At 56.7% G+C, this 18,352-nt stretch carries 17 protein-coding genes; 7 read left to right on the top strand and 10 right to left on the bottom strand.

The features are described from left to right. The first annotated feature begins 277 nt into the window (after positions 1–277). Both ACQZ5M_RS00175 and ACQZ5M_RS00170 read left to right on the top strand, forming a co-directional pair. On the top strand, positions 278–976 hold the full coding sequence (locus tag ACQZ5M_RS00175) for a DUF599 domain-containing protein (protein WP_449078802.1): 699 nt from the start codon (positions 278–280) through the stop codon (positions 974–976). Between the two features lie 64 nt (positions 977–1,040). Beyond that, positions 1,041–2,000 carry a heparan-alpha-glucosaminide N-acetyltransferase gene (locus ACQZ5M_RS00170; protein ID WP_449078801.1) on the top strand — a complete coding sequence of 320 codons (960 nt, stop codon included), beginning with the start codon at positions 1,041–1,043 and terminating at the stop codon, positions 1,998–2,000. A gap of 44 nt (positions 2,001–2,044) precedes the next feature. Here the strand turns inward: ACQZ5M_RS00170 and ACQZ5M_RS00165 are convergent, their stop codons facing one another. The 3 genes from ACQZ5M_RS00165 to mgtE form a co-directional block, all read right to left on the bottom strand. Beyond that, positions 2,045–3,823 (bottom strand): putative bifunctional diguanylate cyclase/phosphodiesterase, encoded by a 1,779-nt coding sequence (locus ACQZ5M_RS00165; RefSeq protein ID WP_449078800.1) that lies wholly within the window; start codon positions 3,821–3,823, stop codon positions 2,045–2,047. 293 nt (positions 3,824–4,116) lie between these two features. After that, positions 4,117–4,503: a MerR family transcriptional regulator gene (locus tag ACQZ5M_RS00160; RefSeq protein ID WP_296018356.1), complete on the bottom strand. Its 387-nt coding sequence runs from the start codon at positions 4,501–4,503 to the stop codon at positions 4,117–4,119. Positions 4,504–4,566: 63 nt separating this feature from the next. Then, positions 4,567–5,940 carry a magnesium transporter gene (gene mgtE / locus ACQZ5M_RS00155; protein WP_296018424.1) on the bottom strand — a complete coding sequence of 458 codons (1,374 nt, stop codon included), beginning with the start codon at positions 5,938–5,940 and terminating at the stop codon, positions 4,567–4,569. 384 nt (positions 5,941–6,324) lie between these two features. Here mgtE and ACQZ5M_RS00150 point away from each other — a divergent pair, with 384 nt between their 5' ends. Genes ACQZ5M_RS00150 through ACQZ5M_RS00140 form a run of 3 tightly spaced genes read left to right on the top strand, consistent with a single transcriptional unit; the run spans position 6,325 to position 9,466 of the window. Then, complete coding sequence (locus ACQZ5M_RS00150) at positions 6,325–8,631, top strand: FdhF/YdeP family oxidoreductase (RefSeq protein WP_449078799.1); 2,307 nt, start codon at positions 6,325–6,327, stop codon at positions 8,629–8,631. Continuing rightward, the gene (locus ACQZ5M_RS00145; protein WP_449078798.1) at positions 8,628–8,978 is read left to right on the top strand and encodes a hypothetical protein; all 351 of its coding nucleotides are present in this window, start codon (positions 8,628–8,630) and stop codon (positions 8,976–8,978) included. Before ACQZ5M_RS00150 ends, ACQZ5M_RS00145 begins: the two co-directional genes overlap by 4 nt. Continuing rightward, the gene (locus ACQZ5M_RS00140) at positions 8,975–9,466 is read left to right on the top strand and encodes a peptide deformylase (RefSeq protein WP_449078797.1); all 492 of its coding nucleotides are present in this window, start codon (positions 8,975–8,977) and stop codon (positions 9,464–9,466) included. The genes ACQZ5M_RS00145 and ACQZ5M_RS00140 overlap by 4 nt, the downstream gene beginning before the upstream one ends. A gap of 28 nt (positions 9,467–9,494) precedes the next feature. On the opposite strand, the gene ACQZ5M_RS00135 is transcribed toward ACQZ5M_RS00140, so the two are convergent. Continuing rightward, the gene (locus ACQZ5M_RS00135; protein WP_449078796.1) at positions 9,495–9,917 is read right to left on the bottom strand and encodes an OsmC family protein; all 423 of its coding nucleotides are present in this window, start codon (positions 9,915–9,917) and stop codon (positions 9,495–9,497) included. 126 nt (positions 9,918–10,043) lie between these two features. Here ACQZ5M_RS00135 and ACQZ5M_RS00130 point away from each other — a divergent pair, with 126 nt between their 5' ends. Next, positions 10,044–10,211, top strand: a complete 168-nt coding sequence (locus ACQZ5M_RS00130; RefSeq protein ID WP_003502827.1) for a Thivi_2564 family membrane protein — start codon at positions 10,044–10,046, stop codon at positions 10,209–10,211. A gap of 186 nt (positions 10,212–10,397) precedes the next feature. Here ACQZ5M_RS00130 and ACQZ5M_RS00125 read toward each other — a convergent pair whose 3' ends face one another. The 5 genes from ACQZ5M_RS00125 to pcsA form a co-directional block, all read right to left on the bottom strand. Then, complete coding sequence (locus tag ACQZ5M_RS00125) at positions 10,398–11,471, bottom strand: BMP family ABC transporter substrate-binding protein (protein ID WP_296018366.1); 1,074 nt, start codon at positions 11,469–11,471, stop codon at positions 10,398–10,400. A 38-nt stretch (positions 11,472–11,509) separates the two neighbouring features. After that, positions 11,510–12,430: an ABC transporter permease gene (locus tag ACQZ5M_RS00120; RefSeq protein ID WP_296077324.1), complete on the bottom strand. Its 921-nt coding sequence runs from the start codon at positions 12,428–12,430 to the stop codon at positions 11,510–11,512. Beyond that, positions 12,430–13,518 (bottom strand): ABC transporter permease, encoded by a 1,089-nt coding sequence (locus ACQZ5M_RS00115; protein WP_296018370.1) that lies wholly within the window; start codon positions 13,516–13,518, stop codon positions 12,430–12,432. The genes ACQZ5M_RS00120 and ACQZ5M_RS00115 overlap by 1 nt, the downstream gene beginning before the upstream one ends. After that, positions 13,508–15,070 (bottom strand): ABC transporter ATP-binding protein, encoded by a 1,563-nt coding sequence (locus ACQZ5M_RS00110; RefSeq protein ID WP_449079173.1) that lies wholly within the window; start codon positions 15,068–15,070, stop codon positions 13,508–13,510. Before ACQZ5M_RS00110 ends, ACQZ5M_RS00115 begins: the two co-directional genes overlap by 11 nt. A 195-nt stretch (positions 15,071–15,265) precedes the next feature. Then, a complete protein-coding gene (gene pcsA / locus ACQZ5M_RS00105) occupies positions 15,266–15,997 on the bottom strand; it encodes a phosphatidylcholine synthase (protein ID WP_296036695.1) in 732 nt (243 codons plus the stop codon). A gap of 206 nt (positions 15,998–16,203) precedes the next feature. Between pcsA and ACQZ5M_RS00100 the strand changes: the two genes are divergently transcribed. Next, positions 16,204–17,418, top strand: coding sequence for a UbiH/UbiF family hydroxylase (locus ACQZ5M_RS00100; protein ID WP_449078795.1), 1,215 nt, complete (start codon positions 16,204–16,206; stop codon positions 17,416–17,418). On the opposite strand, the gene ACQZ5M_RS00095 is transcribed toward ACQZ5M_RS00100, so the two are convergent. Next, positions 17,396–18,340, bottom strand: coding sequence for an AEC family transporter (locus ACQZ5M_RS00095; protein WP_296018376.1), 945 nt, complete (start codon positions 18,338–18,340; stop codon positions 17,396–17,398). The two genes, ACQZ5M_RS00100 and ACQZ5M_RS00095, sit on opposite strands and share 23 nt — an antisense overlap. Positions 18,341–18,352 lie beyond the last annotated feature (12 nt).

Here is an 18,352-nt window from a genome sequence, read left to right as displayed (position 1 = left end):
GTCAATTTTTGACGCTGCTAGGTGTGCAGCAGCTCATGTCCGCCCGGTTGAAAACGTCATGGGGAAAAAGAGGCCCGGTACTCACTACCTAATCCGGAACCTCCCAAATCGGTGTAGCGGTATAATCTTACCGGATCGTTAGCACGGGATGAAAATGATCTTTTTCGTCCCGAAGTCACGATTGCCTTGCGATGGTTTCTTGGTATGACAGCGTGACAACGCCAGCATCACTAACTGGCGGACAGTGAGCGACACAGAGGCTGACAGGCGGGCGCACATGACGACAATGGATTACGCAGCGCTCGTTATTTTCCTAGTCCTGTGGGTGTCCTACGCCTATGTCACCACCGCGAGATCGCCGTTCCCACGAACGAGTCTTAATCAGGCGATGGCGGAGCGCAGAAGGCAGTGGATCTACAACTCCATGACACGCGATCTCAAGATGATCGATACGCAAATCATGGCCGGTTTGCAGAACGGCACAGCCTTCTTCGCATCGACCTCAATCTTCGCAATAGGCGGATGCTTCGCTCTTTTGGGCGCCACGGATAGGGTCGAATCGGTATTCCGCGACATGCCCTTCGTCTATTACGGCGGTCGGACGGCGTTTGAACTCAAGGTCATAGGCCTTACCTTTCTTTTCGGGTACGCCTTTTTCAAGTTTGGCTGGTCCTATCGGCTGTTCAACTATTGCACCATCCTTTTCGGCGGCATGCCGATGATGCATGAGGCGAATGCCGATCGCAAAGCGGCGGAGCGCGCTGCGGAGAATGTCATCCGCATGAATGTCATCGCCGCGAAAAACTTCAACGACGGGCTGCGAACCTTTTTTCTGTCGATCGGCTACCTCGGATGGTTCATCAACGCCTATGTCTTCATCATGATGACCGTGGTCATCATCATCGCACTGCTCAGGCGGCAGTTCTACTCGGAAGCGCGGCTCGCCATCATGGACGATCATGAAACTATGTCATGAAATAGCCTCACTTTAAGGGCGAAGCGCAACGTCAGCCATATCACCGTTGCGAAGGGATAGAAGAATGCAAGAGGCAACAGCAACGGCTCCGAAATCCGGCCGGATTGGCTTTCTCGACACGTGGCGAGGCATCGCGCTGATTGCCATGGCGAGCTATCATTTCACCTGGGACCTTGCCATGTTCGGCTACATCCCGCCGGAGACGCCGACCGAAGGTCTATGGCGGCTCTATGCGCGGGGGATCGCCAGCTCGTTTTTGTTTCTTGCCGGATTCAGCCTGTTTCTGGCGCATCGCCGAGACATAAACTGGCAAGCCTTCGGTAAGCGTTTTGCAATGGTGGCCGGTGCAGCCGTGCTCATCTCAGTTGCAACTTACATCGCCGTTCCAGACGGTTGGATTTTCTTTGGCATCCTGCACAATATCGCCGTGGCCAGTCTGGTTGGCCTTATCTTCCTGCGCCTGCCCGCAATCGTAACGTTTGCGGTGGCACTTCTCGCGTTCCTGGCACCGTTCCATTTCTCGTCCGATGCCTTCAACACCATCTGGCTGTCCTGGGTCGGATTTTCGACTGCGCCTCCCCGCTCCAACGATTATGTGCCGGTGCTTCCCTTTCTGGCGCCGTTCCTCGCCGGTCTAGGAGCTGCGCAAATCGTCGTGCCGAGAGGGTGGCTGGATCGCTTCCGTAAACCGAGCGGCAGGCGCAATCTTCTCGCCTTCTTCGGCCGCCACAGCTTGTCCTTCTATCTTATCCATCAGCCGGTTTTGATCGGCATCGTCTACCTGGCGTCGATCACCTTTCCGCCCCCGCCCGTAGATCAGGTCGAGGCGTACAAGAAAAGCTGCGAATCCAGTTGCATGCAAAGCCAGAACACTCTCGAAATCTGTCAAAGCTTTTGCGGCTGCACTTTGGAGAAGCTGCACGCCGAAAACGTCTTCGACGCGATGATGGCCAACAAGGCCGATCTGGACCAGCAGACAAAAATCCAAGACGTCGCCTCTCAATGCTCGGCGCAGGTTCAATGACCTGTCTGAGCGGCGACAATCCTTGCGTTAACGCACAGCCGTAGCTACGCGCAGACAGGCGCCATGTAGCGAAAGCGGTAGAGGTTCTGTTCGGATAGCCACTCGACAACGCCCTTCGCACAGAGCGGCTTCGACAACCAGTAACCCTGGAGTTCGTCGCACCCCATGGCGGTCAGTAGTTCGGCGGCTTCCTGGGTTTCCACGCCTTCCGCAACCACCTCGTAGCCCAGCGAATGACATAGGGTAATCATAGACTGGACAAGGAGACGCTCGCGCTTGCCGTTGCTCATGTCGTTGATAAAGCTACGGTCGATCTTGACGGTGTTCACAGGCAGCTTCTGAAGATAGGAAAGGCTGCTGTAGCCGGTGCCGAAATCATCAATCGAAAGACGTATTCCGGCTGCCGATAGAGTACTGAGCAGATCCTGAGACCTCTCGGTTTCGATCATCATTGCAGTTTCCGTCAGTTCGAATTCGATCTGGTCGCTGTCGACACCAGACCGCGCAAGATCAGCGCCGAGCCGATCCCAGAAATCGTCTTCCTGCAGATTGATAGCGGACAGATTGATCGAAAGATTGAGCCTAAGTCCCGTCGCATTCCACGCGGCCAGTTGCGTCAACGATGCCTTGACGACCCACGTGGTTAGTTCGCGAGCGTATGCTGAAGCCTCGATAACGGGGATGAACTCAGCTGGGGAAATCGGGCCAAGATCGGGATGGCTCCAGCGCAACAGGACTTCCATGCTTTTGCAAATGCCGCTTTCGGCATCCACGCGCGGCTGAAACACCAGTGATAGCTGATTGTCATCGGTCAACGCGTAGGGGAACTCGCGTTGGATCATGAAATTTCGCTGATGCTGCACATCGAAGGACGGGGAGAAAAAAGCAATCTTCGAAGGATGCGCTCGAGCATCCTGCACGGCGCTTTGCAGAGATCGTAAGATTTCCTCCGCAGTGCACTCTCCCGCCTCAAAGACCATGGAGCCGATGGAAGGTGTCATCGTGATCTGAAACTCCACCTCGCTGCCCAGTGAAAGCATGGTTTGCTCCAGGAGGATCAGATGGTCGGACATGCCCGTGCCTGGCGGTGACAGGAAGACGAACTGCGTCGGGCCGATGTGGTAAGCGAGCGTTTGGCCGTTCAGATTTTCGTTGAGGATCCGCGCGACCTTTGCGACAAGGCTATCGAGATGAGAAATCCCGACAACGCGGATCATCCGGTCGAATTGTGTGGTTTGAGCAAGATCGAGGAGGCTGATAATCTGCTCAGTACCTGCGCTATGATGAGATAGGTCAGACAGATCGTTCATCAATTGATGACGGTTCGGAAGGCCGCTAGACGGGTCGACGCGTCCTAAGGCATGCTGAAGCTCAATCTGATCCATAACCACTGCGGCAAGATCGGTGAGGACCGCCATTTCCTCTTCGGTCACTTCACGTGGTTCTGTCCCCAAGACACAAAGCGCGCCGAGACCATGACCATCCGGTGTAATCAATGGCACACCGCAATAGAAGCGAACTCCGGACCGTCCCACTGTGCTGTCAGCGTAGTAGTCGTGCTTTTGCAAGTCGCGAATGACAAGCGGCAGTTTGGTTTCCGCAACCTCGGCACAGGGTGCCCGGTATCGCGGAATTTCATTATGCTCAACGCCGACCTTGGACTTAAAATATTGGCGGTCCGCATCAGTGAGCGAAATGCCGGAAATCGGAAGACCGAAGTAAACGGCCAACAGACGTGTAATACGATCGAAACTCTCGCTTGGAAGTGTATCGAGAAGGCGTAGGTTTCTCAGAGCAGATAGACGGGCAGCTTCGTCAAGCATCATATGTCCCAAAGCATGCCCGAACGGGAGCAATGCCAAAGTCGATCAGAAAAGCATTTTTTGTAAGCCGGATATTATCGCGCCAAGAAAACGAAAGGCGCTACAGATATGACGGGCGTCATGCCCGGGCTCGAAGAATTCAGGATAATCCTACGTGATAAAGGAACGATAGGACTTAACGGTTCCATGGGTTCTTCGAGCGTGGTTATCGATTTATGAAAGATAAATCCAAGCGCAGAGGCGGTTATGATCGAACTTCGAGAAGATGAATCGTATATAAGACGCCGATTGATTTACGTCCCGACGCCAATTTCCGCGAGGCGCGTCAAGCATGCTTCTTCAACATTGTCCAACTCAACCAAAGTCTCGTCGATGTCACGACGCTTCTGGCGAAGGTCGGCACGCTTTTCGTCGACCTTTTTCATGAGAAGCTCGAGCTGACCGGACTCACCGGGGGGCTCCTTGTAGACCTGGATGATTTCGCGTATTTCCGCGATTGTAAAACCAATACGGCGACCGCGAAGAATTTCCTGGATGAGCCTGCGATCGGCGGCACGAAACAAACGGGTGCGTCCGCGGCGCTCGGGGTGGATCAATCCCTCGTCTTCGTAGAAACGAAGAGTACGGGTGGACACCCCGAATTCGCGAGTTAGTTCCGTGATGCTGTAATACTTATTCAAAGCGCTGTCCCATTCTGGCTGATGGACATTATGTTTGACCTGTACGTAAAAGTCAATTTTCCATCATGATCCGGATATGCCGAACCACCATGTCGCCAGTCCGAGGAACGAAAAGAATCCCACGATATCCGTGACCGCCGTAACGAAAACCGCAGACGAAACTGCCGGGTCGGCGCCGAACCTGTCCAGACAAAGGGGGATGAGGATACCTGCCAGGGCCGCAGCAAGCATGTTGATCAACATGGCCGCCGCAATGATTCCACCGATATTCATATCGTGGAACCAGAGGCCGGCAATGATGCCGATGGCACAGCCGAAAAGCGCGCCGTTCAGCAAACCTACGCCCGCTTCACGGCGAATGATGCGTGCGGCGTTGTGGATATCGAGATTTTTGGTGGCGAGTGCCCGCACCGAAACAGTCATAGTCTGCGATCCGGCATTGCCGCCCATACCCGCCACGATCGGCATCAAGATGGCGAGTGCCACTATCTGCTGAATAGTGGCGTCGAAGAGCTCGATGACCGACGCTGCGAGGAACGCCGTCATCAAATTGATACCAAGCCACGGCACGCGTGAGCGTGACGTGCTGGCGATGCTGTCGGACAATTCTTCATCACCGACGCCGCCCAGACGCAATAAGTCTTCTTCCGCTTCCTCCTGAATGACGTCTACAACGTCATCGATGGTGAGCACGCCGACGAGACGGCCATTGCTATCCACGACAGCCGCAGACAAGAGGTCATACTGCTCGAAAAGCTGGGCGGCTTCTTCCTGGTCCATCTCCGCCGGTATGGGATGGTTCGTCTCGTGCATGATGGTTTCGATCTTCACCTGCCGCTTCGAACGCAGCAGCCGGTCTAGATCCATCACGCCCACTAGCTTAAAGGTCGGATCGATGACGAAGATCTGTGAGAAGGATTCAGGTAGCTCCTCCTCCTCACGCAGATAGTCGATCGTCTGGCCGACCGTCCAGAAGGGCGGAACGGCAACGAACTCGGTCTGCATGCGGCGACCGGCGGAGCTTTCGGGATAGTCCAGCGCTCGCAGAAGCCGTACGCGTTCGGTGAAAGGCAGTTGCGAGAGGATGTCGTCACGATCCTCGCGATCCAGATCCTCAAGAATATAGACGGCATCGTCCGAATCGAGCTCACCAATACCGGCGGCGATCTGCTCGTTCGGCATCTGCTCGACGATATCGAGACGGATCGCTTCGTCCACCTCGGTCAGCGCCGTCATGTCGAAGTCTGCGCCGAGCAGGCGCACCAGCGCATGGCGCTGCTCGGGCTGGATCGATTCCAGCAGGTCGCCCAGTTCGGATTCGTGCAGGCGGGCTACGTTCTCGCGCAGGAACAGCACATCACGATCAGTGATCGCGGCACCCACCATCGCCAGAAAATCCGACCGGATCGATCCGTCTTCCGAATAGATGTCGGCCATGACTTCTGGTCGCTTGGCTTCTTCCGTTTTGGGATGATCGGTGTCGGCTTGTGTCAACTTGCGCCCCCTTCTTCCGGTCGATAGCCTGCTTTGCGAACGGGCTGGAGATTGTCGTTTAGAACAACAAAGTCAACAACCCGTTAGGCAAGAAGTGGTTTCATCACCATCCTGTCGCCCTTCTGGCGAGCTACCGACAACTTCGTGTCGTCAACGCACGAATATGATGTCGCCAATAGAAAAACGCAGCGCGCATCCATACCAGAGATCGAATTGATATATGTTAGGCAATCGCCTATCTAGACAGTTATGCTGCAGTGCAAACTAAGGATCGGGCAAGTCTGCTTTGACACCGATCGAGACAAAGCCTTCAAGGAGTGACGTTTCATGGGCAAGATGGATTTCATCGGCAAGCCCTCATCCGCGGCCGGCGGCTGGGGCGCGCTGAAAAGCGTTGGCAAGCGCTTGCTAGAATCCGGAGCACCCCTCTCCAACGCGAAGGCGCTCCTCAAGACCAATCAACCCGACGGTTTCGATTGCCCTGGCTGCGCCTGGGGTGACCCGGAACATGGCTCATCCTTCGAATTTTGCGAGAATGGCGTCAAGGCCGTTTCCTGGGAAGCCACGGAGGCGCGCGTCTACCCCGAGTTTTTTGCCAAGCATACCATCTCCTCGCTGAGCCAGTGGTCGGATTACGAGCTGGAAAAACAAGGTCGTTTGACAAGTCCCTTACGTTACGATCACGCTTCCGATCGATACGTGCCAGTGTCCTGGGACGATGCTTTCCGCGAGATCGGCACCATCCTGCGTGGCCTCGACAGTCCGGATCGTGCCGAATTCTATACGTCTGGTCGAGCGTCCAATGAAGCGGCCTTTCTCTATCAGTTGATGGTTCGTCTCTATGGCACCAACAACTTTCCGGACTGCTCCAATATGTGCCACGAGGCCAGCGGCGTTGGTTTGAAAGCCTCGATCGGCGTTGGCAAGGGCACGGTTCTTCTGGAAGATTTCGAAAAGACCGACGCGATCTTCGTCATCGGGCAGAACCCCGGCACCAACCATCCCCGCATGCTGGGCGATCTCAGACGCGCAGCCCTTCGCGGCGCGCGCATCGCCGTCTTCAATCCCATCAGAGAAAAGGGATTACAGCGTTTCAGTGACCCACAGGACAAGCTGGAAATGATCACTGGGGGCAATACAAAGATTGCCACAAACTATTACCAGCCCCGTCAGGGCGGCGACATGGCGGCCATTCGCGGGATTAGCAAGGTGGTTTTCGCGGCCGACGCGGCTGCGCGTGCGCAAGGCGAGCCGGCGATCATCGACTATGCCTTCATCGCCGACCATGCCGTGGAGTTCGAGGCCTATCGTGCGGCCGTTGACGCGACGAGCTGGGACGCCATTCTTGACCAGTCAGGTCTGACGCGTGAGGAGATCGAGGAAGCCGCCGCCATCTACATGAATGCCGAATCGGTGATCGCCACCTGGGCCATGGGCGTCACACAGCACAAGCATTCCGTGATCATCGTTCGCGAGATCACCAATCTCATGCTGCTGCGGGGCAATGTAGGGCGTCCCGGTGCCGGTCTCTGCCCGGTCCGCGGTCACTCCAATGTCCAGGGCGATCGCACGGTTGGCATCGATGAAAAGGCCCCTGCTGCACTCCTCGATGCGCTGGAAAAAGAGCTTGGAGTTGCGATGCCACGCAACCAGGGACACAACACGGTCGAGGCAATCAGCGCAATGCTTGATGGACGAGCCGAAGTCTTCATCGCGCTCGGCGGCAACTTCCTGCGTGCCACCCCTGACAGTCCGCGGATCGTCGAAGCCTTCAAAAAACAGAAGCTGACCGTCAATATCGCAACCAAGCTCAACCATTCCCATCTCGTGCCCGGAGAGACGTCCTTCATCCTGCCGTGCCTGGGACGTACGGAAATAGATCGCAACTCCAAGGGCTCACCGCAGATCGTAACCGTAGAGGATTCCATGAGCATGGTTCACGGCTCGGGTGGCATCAATGAGCCAGCCTCGCCGGCACTGCGCTCGGAAATCGCGATCGTTGCTGGAATTGCGGAGGCCACGCTCGGAAATGATCTCGTCAAGTGGAATGAGCTTGCCGATGATTACGACCTCATCCGGAACATGATCGAGCGGGTTATTCCTGGATTCGACGACTTCAACACGCGTGTCAGGGTGCCACGTGGTTTCCATTTGCCTAACTCTGCCGCTCAGAGAGAGTGGAATACGCCGCAACACAAAGCGGTCTTCTTTGCCGGTCCGCTACCCGAAAGGACGGATCATCAGGAGGCTCTGGCACAAAACGATATCTTCGTGTTGCAGACGTTGCGCAGTCATGACCAGTACAACACCACAATATATGGGCTGGACGACCGCTACCGCGGCGTCTATGGCGAGCGCCAGGTTCTTTTCATGAACCCGCAGGACATGGATAAAATCGGCGCGCATGCCAAGCAACGAGTGGATATTGTGGGTGAGTATGGTGATGGCATCGAGCGTATTGCCCGGAACTTCCGTCTCGTACCGTACAATATTCCACAGGGAAGCGTGGGCGGGTACTATCCGGAGCTCAACGTGCTCGTGCCGTTGCACAGCTATGGCGAAGGCAGCTTCACGCCGACCTCCAAGTCGGTGCTGGTTTCGGTTCGTTTGCGCCAACAGGACGAGGCGGCTTGATGGAGAGAGACGAGGCCGCCACGCGCTTCATGGCGGTGGTGGACAGGCTGCTGAAGGCTGCCCGCGGTGAATTGCAGCCGACAGGCGCAGCCATTCTCGCGGCAATAGACCAAGGCGTTGGAAGTGACAGCCGCAGCCTCGCAAACAGCCTTGGTATCGCCCATGCGCTTGTGCTGCGTGAAATCTCCACGCTTTCGGGTACCATGCTGCATGTTGTCAGGCGGGATGACCGGACACAAAGGACATTCGTGGAGTTGACGGTCCGAGCGCAGACCATCGCGCTTGCCGCATCGACCGCAGTCAATGAACATTCGGTTTCCAATTCCGCCCTCCCGGAGACGCCGTGACCATTCGAAAAATCGTTCGATACCCTGACCCTGCCCTCTCCAAGCCGTGTGAACCGGTAACGGCCTTCGGGCCTAATCTCGCAGCGCTTCAGCAGGATCTTGTCGATACCATGCGCGCAGCCCCAGGCGTGGGGATCACCGCGGCCCACATTGGTGTATTCGAACGGATCTTCGTATTGGAATTACAACCCGGAGCGATCCTGACTTACGTCAATCCCCAGATTACAAGCATGGTGGCAAAGACGATGCGTCATGTCGAGGGAAGCGTTTCCATGCCTGGTTTTACCGAAGAACTTGAACGTCTCCAGCAGGTGACTATTCGGTTTCAGGATATGAACGGTGCTGAGCACGAAGAGACGGCTGAAGGTTTTCACGCCATCTGCATTCAGCATGAGATCGATCAGCTTGACGGCATTTTCTGGATAATGCGCCTGTCGAAACTCAAGCGCGATCGACTAATCCGCAAATGGGAGAAGGCACAGCGCTGACTGATGCCCGGCGCAGTCTTCGTCTATGTCAGGCAATATCCAGACGAAATTCTGCCTCACCGCGCAGGGTATTGCTGACGGTGCAAATTCTCTCCGCTTCATGCGCTATTGCCTGCTTGGTCTCCTCGTCGAAATTGCCGGTGATCGCAAGCCGCATGTCAAAACGCAGAATGCGCGCGGGTTCATCGTCGGACTTCTCACCAGTCACCTTTGCCTCGACCGCCTGAAACCTGTCGAGAACACCCATGCGGCTTGCGGCGATGCGCGCACTCAAGACCAGACAGGCGGCAAGAGAGGAATAGAGCAGGTCGAGGGGATTAAAGCCCGGATCGGACGCCGCCGTGACCACCGACAGATTTCCGCCAGTTGGCGTTTCAATCTGCGGATGGCCATTGCGACCTAGAAGCGCGACGGCGCCCACATCCCGCTTCTTCACCCGTAGCTCGCTCACGCCCGCACCCAATCTCCATTTCCCGCAAATTCATTTTGCACAATGGAACCAAACAATAAATTGAGGCTTTTACTCACGCAACGGTGATCGGGCCGTTAAACGAAATGGAAATAGGAGCTGGGACATATGGTTACCTCGACGCTAGTCAGCATTCTGATCACCTTTCTGGTCATCGTACTCGTGCTGTGGCTTATTGCTCGTCTTCCCGTCGGCGGCGGCGCAAAGCAGATCGCTCAGGTCATCGTGATCATCATCGGCATTATCTCGCTGCTGAAATATCTCGCAGTCTTCTGATAACCGCCCTGTCTGACGCAACGCTTCAAGCGTGCGACACGGATCTGGAAAAGCCCGTCGTTCCATCGGCGGGCTTTTGCTTTTTTGGAAGGACGGGACGCTTGCTTTTGAGCGAAGTCGTGACTGCCTCATAGAAAAGGGCGCGCAAGTGAACCGCACGCCCTTGCCCAATCTAAGGCTTTAGACTTACTTCGGCAGCGTGTCGTCCACGCCTTCGACGTAGAAGTTCAGACCGAGCAGAACGCCGTCCTCAGCCTTCTCGCCAGCCTTCAACCACTCCGTGCCATCCTGCTTCTTCACCGGACCGGTGAATGGATGCAGCTCGCCGGATTTGATCTTGGCTTCGGTTTCCTCGGCCATCTTCTTCACGTCATCCGGCATGTTTGTGTAAGGCGCCATCGTCAAGATGCCATCCTTCAGACCGTCCCAGACCGACTCGGACTTCCAGGTCCCATCGAGGAGCGCCTGTGTGCGCTTGATGTAGTAAGCGCCCCATGTATCGACGATCGCCGTAAGCTGGGTGTTAGGACCAGCCTTGATCATGTCGGAAGCCTGACCGAAAGCCTTGATGCCGCGTTCTGCAGCAACCTGCATCGGTGCCGTGGTGTCCGTGTGCTGCGTCAGGATATCAACGCCCTGGTCGATCAAAGCCTTAGCCGCATCGGCTTCCTTGCCGGGGTCGAACCAGGTGTTGGCCCAGACGACCTTGACCTTGAAGTCGGGATTGACGGAGCGCGCACCCAGCAGGAAGGCGTCGATGCCCATCACCACTTCAGGAATCGGGAAGGAAGCAATATAGCCTGCGACGCCCTTCTGCGACATCTTTGCAGCGATCTGGCCCTGAATATAACGGCCTTCGTAGAAGCGAGAGTTGTAGGTCGCGAGATTTGCTGCGGTCTTGAAGCCGGTTGCGTGTTCGAACTTCACCTTCGGGAATTTCTGGGCAACCTTGACGGTGGCATCCATGAAACCGAACGACGTGGTGAAGATAACCTCGCAGCCGGAACGAGCCATACGCTCGATTGCGCGCTCTGCATCCGGGCCCTCCGGAACGCTTTCGAGGAACGGCGTTTCGATCTTGTCGCCGAAATGCTTCTGCAGCTCCTGACGGCCGATATCATGCGCCTGCGTCCAGCCACCATCCGTGCGTGTACCGACATAGACGAAGCAGACCTTCTTGGCGTCGGCCGCTTGCGCGGCAGGCACGACGCCGATGATTGCCGCTGCGGACGCGGCCAGTGCGATAATGAGTCTTTTCATTTTTACCCCTGCTTGGTTTGGCATGACATTCGGATTTCTTAGCGATCCGGCACGAACGGTTTACCGAGCGATGCCGGTGTATTGATCAGCGTGGTGCGCCGATTATGGGAGATGATGATGAGCACGACAATAGTTGCTACATAAGGAAGCGCTGAAAGAAGTTGCGACGGTACACCGATACCGAAGGCCTGAGCGTGCAACTGGCCGATCGTGACCGCGCCGAACAGGTAGCCACCTGCCAAGACCCGCCACGGCCGCCACGATGCGAAGACGACAAGCGCCAGCGCAATCCACCCACGTCCGGCGGACATGTTCTCAACCCATTGCGGCGTGTAGACGAGCGAGAGCTGAGCACCAGCAAGACCCGCACACGCACCACCGAACATCACTGCGAGATAGCGCGTGCGGATGACGTTGATGCCGAGCGCATGGGCTGAAGAATGGCTGTCACCAATTGCCCGGATTTTCAGGCCGGTGCGGCTTTTGAACAGAAACCAGCTAATTCCGAAGACGAGTGCAAGCGACAGGTAGAAGATTAAATCCTGCCGGAAGAAAATCGGACCGATGAACGGAATGTCCGAAAGCACCGGAAAAACAATGTTAGGCAATTTGACCCCGGGAACACCAACTAAGCTTTCACCCAGCATGCCGGACACACCGAGCCCAAGAATGGTGAGCGCGAGGCCGGTTGCTACCTGGTTGGTGACAAGGGTCAGCGTCAGGAAGCCGAAGAGTAGCGAGAAAAGCGCTCCGGCGGCGATGCCAGCGAGAATACCGATATAGGGAGAGCCACTCATATGGGCTGCGGCGAAAGCACAGACCGCGCCGATGACAATCATGCCTTCGACGCCGAGGTTGAGGACGCCGGCACGCTCTGTAACGAGCTCGCCAAGCGCTGCGATAACCAAAGGCGTGGCCGCGGTAATAACCGTCAAAAGGATCGCCTGAAACATATCCATCATGCGGCTCCTTCACGGGCAGAGTTGCGCGCCCAGCGAATGCGAACTTTGTAAAGGATCAGCGTATCGCAGGACAGGACAAAGAAGAGCAGTAGCCCCTGGAATACGCGCACCACCTTGTCCGAGATCTGCAGCGACATCTGAACCGCCTCGCCGCCGAGATAGGTCAGCGAAAGAACGAGACCGGAGGCGATGATGCCGAGCGGGTTCAAGCGCCCAAGAAAGGCGACGATGATGGCTGTGAAGCCGTAGCCCGGCGAAATGGAGGGTTGGAGGTGACCGATGGAACCGGAGACTTCCGATATGCCGGCAAGGCCTGCGAGTCCGCCGGAGAGAAGCAGCGAGAACCACACCATGCCGCGCGAGGAAAAGCCGGCAAAGCGCCCTGCCCGCGCCGACTGGCCAAGCACGGTAACCTCGAAACCCTTCAGCATGTAGCGCATCATAAACCAGAGCGCGACGGCCGCCACCAGCGCAAAGACGACACCCCAATGAGCGCGGCCGGAGTCCAGCAGTTCAGGTAGGACGGCGCTTTCGTTGAAAGGCTTTGTCTGTGGAAAATTGTAACCCTGTGGATCACGCCACGCACCACGCACCAGCCAGTCGAGAAAGAGCTGCGCGACATAGACCAGCATCAGGCTGGTCAGAATCTCATTGGTATTGAACCGTGTCTTCAACAATGCCGGAATGCCAGCATAAAGAGCGCCACCTGCGGCTCCCATGATGAGCATCAGCGGCAGGATCATGGGCGACTGCCATTCAGGGTTCAGCACCGGCAGTATGGAGCCCGTGATCGCGCCGATTGTGAACTGCCCTTCGGCACCGATATTCCAGTTGTTGGAGCGGTAACAGATGGCAAGTCCGACGGCGATCAGGATCAAAGGTGCGGCCTTGACTGCCAGCTCATGCAGTGACCAGACTTCCAGCAAAGGCTCGATGAAGAAGCTGTAGAGCGCTCCGACAGGCTCTTTGCCGAGGGCGGCGAAAATGATGGCACCCACGACAAGCGTTAACACCAGTGCCAGCAGCGGAGACAGGATTGCAAAGAGCTTGGAGACCCCTGCGCGTTTTTCAAGTTCAATGCGCATGAACGACCTGCTCCGTATGCCCTGCCTGCCCCGTATTGCCTGCATGGACGCCGCCCATCAACAGACCGATTTTTTCGCGCGTCATGTCTTTTGCCGGATAAGCATTGGATAGATGCCCATCAGAGATGACCGCAATGCTGGAGGCAACCTCGAAAATCTCGTCGAGATCCTGGCTGATGACAATAACCGCCGAGCCAGCTTTCGCCATATCGACCAAGGCCTGGCGAATGCGGCTGGCCGCACCTGCATCTACGCCCCATGTCGGCTGGTTGACGACGAGCACCGATGGCTGTCGATCAAGTTCGCGACCGACGATGAATTTCTGCAAGTTACCGCCAGAGAGCGAGCCAGCTAGAGGATCGTCCCCGCTTTTGCGCACATCCATTTTTTCGGAAATACGCTTGGCGGCGTTTTTGATTACCGAATGACGCACTACACTCAGAAAGCCGCCGCTCAGGAACGCCTTTCTATCGGAGCGACAGCGCGCCAGCAAAAGGTTATCGGACAGGCTCATATTGGGAACGGCAGCATGGCCGTGACGCTCTTCGGGAACGAAGCCAGCGCCAAGAAGACGGCGTCCACTGATGCCCATGCGACCAACCGGTTTGCCACGCAAAAAAATCGTATCGTCTTTAGCGACAGGATATTCGCCGGACAGGGCATCGAACAATTCGCCCTGCCCGTTGCCTGCGATCCCGGCAATTGCCAGGACCTCGCCCGCGCGGACCTTCATGGCGATGTTCTTCAGGGAGACGGCAAAGGGCGTACGGGCGGGAACGGACAGACCAATGATCTCAACCGCGACGTCACCGATGGTGCATTCATCGTCACGCTGAATGCCGGCGACATCGGAGCCCACCATCATCCGCGCCAGGGAGGCCGGAGTTTCCTGACGGGGGTCGCAAGCGCCTGTCACCTTGCCATGACGCAGAACCGTTGCGCGGTCGCAAATGCGCTGCACCTCTTCCAGACGATGGCTGATGTACAGCACCGAGCGTCCTTCGGCTTTCAGCTTCTCCAGCGTCTCAAACAGGCGGTCTGCCTCCTGCGGTGTCAAAACCGAGGTCGGCTCATCGAGAATGATGAGACGTGGGTTCTGCAACAAAGCGCGGACGATCTCGATACGCTGGCGCTCACCCACGGAAAGATCGGCCACATGCGCGTAAGGATCGAGCGGCAGGCCATAGGCCTTGGAAAGCGCTTCAGCTTCCCGGGCAATTTCCTTCAGCGAAATCTTAGGGTCGAGCGACAGCGCGATATTTTCGGCAACGGTCAGGGCTTCAAACAGCGAGAAGTGCTGGAACACCATGCCGATGCCAAGCTTGCGTGCCTCGCCAGGCGATCCGATTCTCACGGAGTTTCCATTCCAGACAATGTCGCCACTCGTCGGCTCCAGTACACCAAAGAGCATCTTGACTAGCGTGGATTTTCCGGCGCCATTTTCGCCGAGAAGAGCGTGTATTTCACCCGGCGCAATGTCTAGATCGATCGCATTGCATGCGGCGAATGTTCCAAACAGCTTGGTCAGCTGGCGCACGGACAAAAGGGGCATAGCCCCGGACGTCACCGATACCGTCACCTGTTCCCCTTTTCACCGGCCGCCGCACTTCTTCGAGCGCTTAACGACGAGATCGACACCTTTGCACTAAAATTGGGCACTGCCCTTTATTGGTACTAAATACCTTTTTTGGATCGCTATACAACTGAAAAAGACAGTCCGGTCCATGCTTTTAAACGACTGATTTTATCAGCGCGTCTTTGCGCCGAGCGAGGGTAGAAATTGCATGATCCCTCCAATGCAGTAGAGGTAGATCCCCGTCACCACAACGCCGGCAATGAGCCAATCCGGCGACTGGAAATGCAGGAGCAGCGAGTATCCGCTCAGCACGCACCAGAGCAGGAACACTGCCATGTTGAGCCATCGAAGGCGCTTCACCCTGACCGGATGAAGGAAGTTGATCGGCAGGAAGGTGAGGACGACCGAAATGGTAACGATGATCATTGCGGTGGTGGCGCTGGCATCGATGACGAAGAGCGTGAACACGACCATGTTCCAAACCACTGGGAAGCCGGAGAAAAAGTACTCATCGGTCTTCATCCCCATGTCGGCATAATAGATCGCGCTCGAAACCACGATCATGCCAGCAGCGACGAAGGACCAAGGCTCGCCGATCATGCCGCTCTGATAAAGAGCAAAGGCAGGCAGCAGAACGTAGGTAACGTAATCGATGATGTTATCCAGCGTGTCGCCGGACCAGTTGGGCAAAACTTCCTTGACCTGCACCTTTCGGGCAATCGGACCATCGATCCCATCCACGAGAAGTGCCAGACCAAGCCACCAGAACATGTCCACAAAGCGATGCTCGGCGGCAGCAACGACGCCCAGAAAAGCAAGGAACGAACCCGAGGCTGTCAGAATGTGAACGGAGAAGGCTCGAATTTCGGCATAAGGCACGCGTCTGTAGTTGAAAATCTTCATGACAGCGCAATGGCCCCGCTCTTATTCGTTCTTCCATCCGATATGCGACCATTCACCGCTCTTTGCAACCGTGCGAGAATGCTTATCCTCGAACTTAACGAGCGTGTTGCCGCATGGCCATGCCGAACTGACGGCAGATGGCTTCTGGATTTGGCGAAACAAAGACACTATGTTTTGAGCCTCGACTGCAGGAGTGGAATAGGACGATGAAGAACTTCGAGGTTGCCGTTGTCGGTGCTGGACTTGCAGGACAAATCGCCGCTCTTGCCATTGCGCGCGCTGGCCGAAACGTTGCGCTTGTAGCACCGCAATCCGACCGGACCGATCGTCGCACGACGGCCCTCATGGATCAGTCCATCCGCTTTCTCGACCGGCTCGGTGTTTGGACAAAAATCGAACCGTCCGCTGCACGACTCGCGACGATGCAGATCATCGATGGGACAGATCGATTGCTGCGCGCACCCACTGTGGCATTCCGTTCGTCCGAAATCGGACTGGCAGCCTTTGGCTGGAACATGCCGAATGCCGCCCTGCTTGGAGTGCTTTCAGATGCTGTCGCGCAGGAGAACAACATCACGCTTATCGATGCCTCTGTCGATGCGGTGGAGGTCGGGCCTCACGACGTCTCACTGATGCTGTCCAATGGCGCTGCAATCTCGAGCAGCTTTGTCATCGGCGCAGACGGTAGAAATTCCAAGGTCCGTGAAGCGGCGGGGATTGGCGTGCGCAGCTGGTCCTATCCGCAGACCGCCGTGGTGCTCAACTTCTCGCACACCAGGCCGCACGGCAATATCTCAACCGAGTTCCACACCTCCACCGGTCCATTCACCCAGGTTCCGCTGCCCGGCAATCGGTCCAGCCTTGTCTGGGTCGTCAAACCAGAGCAGGCAGCGGAGCTCGCAGCACTGCCGTTGGAGGCGTCAAGCGCGCGGGTCGAAGAGCGCATGCAATCGATGCTCGGTACGGTCTCGGTTGAAGAAGGCACGCAAACATGGCCGCTTTCCAGCATGACCGCCCGCTCTTTCGGCAAGGGACGCGTCGCGCTCGTCGGTGAGGCTGGTCACGGTTTTCCGCCAATTGGCGCACAGGGCCTTAATCTAAGCCTTCGCGACATCATCGTTTTGACCGACATGCTGGGCACATTGACGGGTGGTGTGATACCGGCGGATGCGGGCACCACATTCGATCGCCGTCGCCGTGCGGACGTGTTCAGCCGCACACTCAGTGTCGATCTCCTCAACCGGTCGCTTCTCTCCGGCATGTTACCCATGCAGATGGCCCGTGCGGCAGGCCTGCATGTTCTCGGGAATGTCGGGCCACTGCGTGGTCTGGTGATGCGCGAGGGCATCGAACCTGGCCGTGGTATCAAGGCGTTGCCCTCCCTGATCGTCGGTAGCCTTAGACGCTCGTTGCGCGAATAAAATACAGCACGAGCGTAACCGTGAACACTGAAAGCACTGTGGAGATGAGGATCGTCGCAGATGCCCGCTCCTGCCAGACCTGGTAGTGCTGGCCGATGACGAAGACATTTGTTGCTGTCGGTAGGGCCGCCAGGAGAACGGCTGTCGATACCCATACTGGATCGAAGTTTCCGAAGGACGACATCAGGACATAAGCCAGCAGCGGATGAATCAGCAGCTTTGCCGGGACAATGTAGCTGATCTCCATCGGAACACGCTTCAAGGGTCGCAGGGCCAGCGTCACCCCCATTGCAAACAGCGCACAGGGTGCCGCCGACTGCGCCAGATAATCCACCAGTTGCTGCACGGGTGGAGGCGGCTGCCAGGCAAGAACGGCAGCCAGGAAGCCGACGATGACGGACAGAATGAAGGGATGCGTCAACACTTTGCGGGCTACGTCGCCGGCGAGTTTCAAGCCTGATCGCCTGTCACCGCCGGCGATCGCCATAAGTGCTGGTGCCGCAATGAAATGTGCTGCATTTTCCAGACAGACGATCAGAGCGACGGGAACAGCCGCGCGCTCACCGAGCGCCAGGAGCGCCAGCCCTGGGCCCATATAGCCGATATTGCCATAGGCCCCTGCAAAGCTCTGGATGGTGCAGTCGGCAAAACTGTTGCGGCGTACAAAGTAGCCGATGAGAAAAAGGCCAATGAATATTGTGTAGGTCGAAGCCAAGCTCAGCGCAACGAAATCCATCCGCGCAAGTTGATCGACCGGAGTTCTGGCCACCAGCTTGAAAAAGAGCGCGGGCAGTGCCGCATAAATGATGAATGTGTTCAGCCAGCCGAGTGCTTCGGCAGGCTGTCGCGTTATGCGTGCCGCCACGTAGCCGATGAGAATCAGCCCGAAAAACGGAAACAACAATCCGGCGATTTCAGCCATGGCTCCCTCGCC

It is taken from the genome of Rhizobium sp. 22-785-1 (assembly GCF_053521965.1).
The sequence above is the reverse complement of the archived record's forward strand: the minus strand, read 5'-3'. Positions and strand labels throughout refer to the sequence as shown.

Excerpts from the sequence above, each read along its gene's own strand:
- ACQZ5M_RS00150 (WP_449078799.1), top strand. The coding sequence starts at position 6,325 with ATGGGCAAGATGGATTTCATCGGCAAGCCCTCATCCGCGGCCGGCGGC.
- ACQZ5M_RS00115 (WP_296018370.1), bottom strand. The coding sequence starts at position 13,518 with ATGCGCATTGAACTTGAAAAACGCGCAGGGGTCTCCAAGCTCTTTGCA.
- mgtE (WP_296018424.1), bottom strand. The coding sequence starts at position 5,940 with ATGGCCGACATCTATTCGGAAGACGGATCGATCCGGTCGGATTTTCTG.
- ACQZ5M_RS00125 (WP_296018366.1), bottom strand. The coding sequence starts at position 11,471 with ATGAAAAGACTCATTATCGCACTGGCCGCGTCCGCAGCGGCAATCATC.
- pcsA (WP_296036695.1), bottom strand. The coding sequence starts at position 15,997 with ATGAAGATTTTCAACTACAGACGCGTGCCTTATGCCGAAATTCGAGCC.
- ACQZ5M_RS00165 (WP_449078800.1), bottom strand. The coding sequence starts at position 3,823 with ATGCTTGACGAAGCTGCCCGTCTATCTGCTCTGAGAAACCTACGCCTT.
- ACQZ5M_RS00120 (WP_296077324.1), bottom strand. The coding sequence starts at position 12,430 with ATGGATATGTTTCAGGCGATCCTTTTGACGGTTATTACCGCGGCCACG.
- ACQZ5M_RS00175 (WP_449078802.1), top strand. The coding sequence starts at position 278 with ATGACGACAATGGATTACGCAGCGCTCGTTATTTTCCTAGTCCTGTGG.
- ACQZ5M_RS00110 (WP_449079173.1), bottom strand. The coding sequence starts at position 15,070 with ATGCCCCTTTTGTCCGTGCGCCAGCTGACCAAGCTGTTTGGAACATTC.
- ACQZ5M_RS00100 (WP_449078795.1), top strand. The coding sequence starts at position 16,204 with ATGAAGAACTTCGAGGTTGCCGTTGTCGGTGCTGGACTTGCAGGACAA.
- ACQZ5M_RS00095 (WP_296018376.1), bottom strand. The coding sequence starts at position 18,340 with ATGGCTGAAATCGCCGGATTGTTGTTTCCGTTTTTCGGGCTGATTCTC.
- ACQZ5M_RS00170 (WP_449078801.1), top strand. The coding sequence starts at position 1,041 with ATGCAAGAGGCAACAGCAACGGCTCCGAAATCCGGCCGGATTGGCTTT.
- ACQZ5M_RS00130 (WP_003502827.1), top strand. The coding sequence starts at position 10,044 with ATGGTTACCTCGACGCTAGTCAGCATTCTGATCACCTTTCTGGTCATC.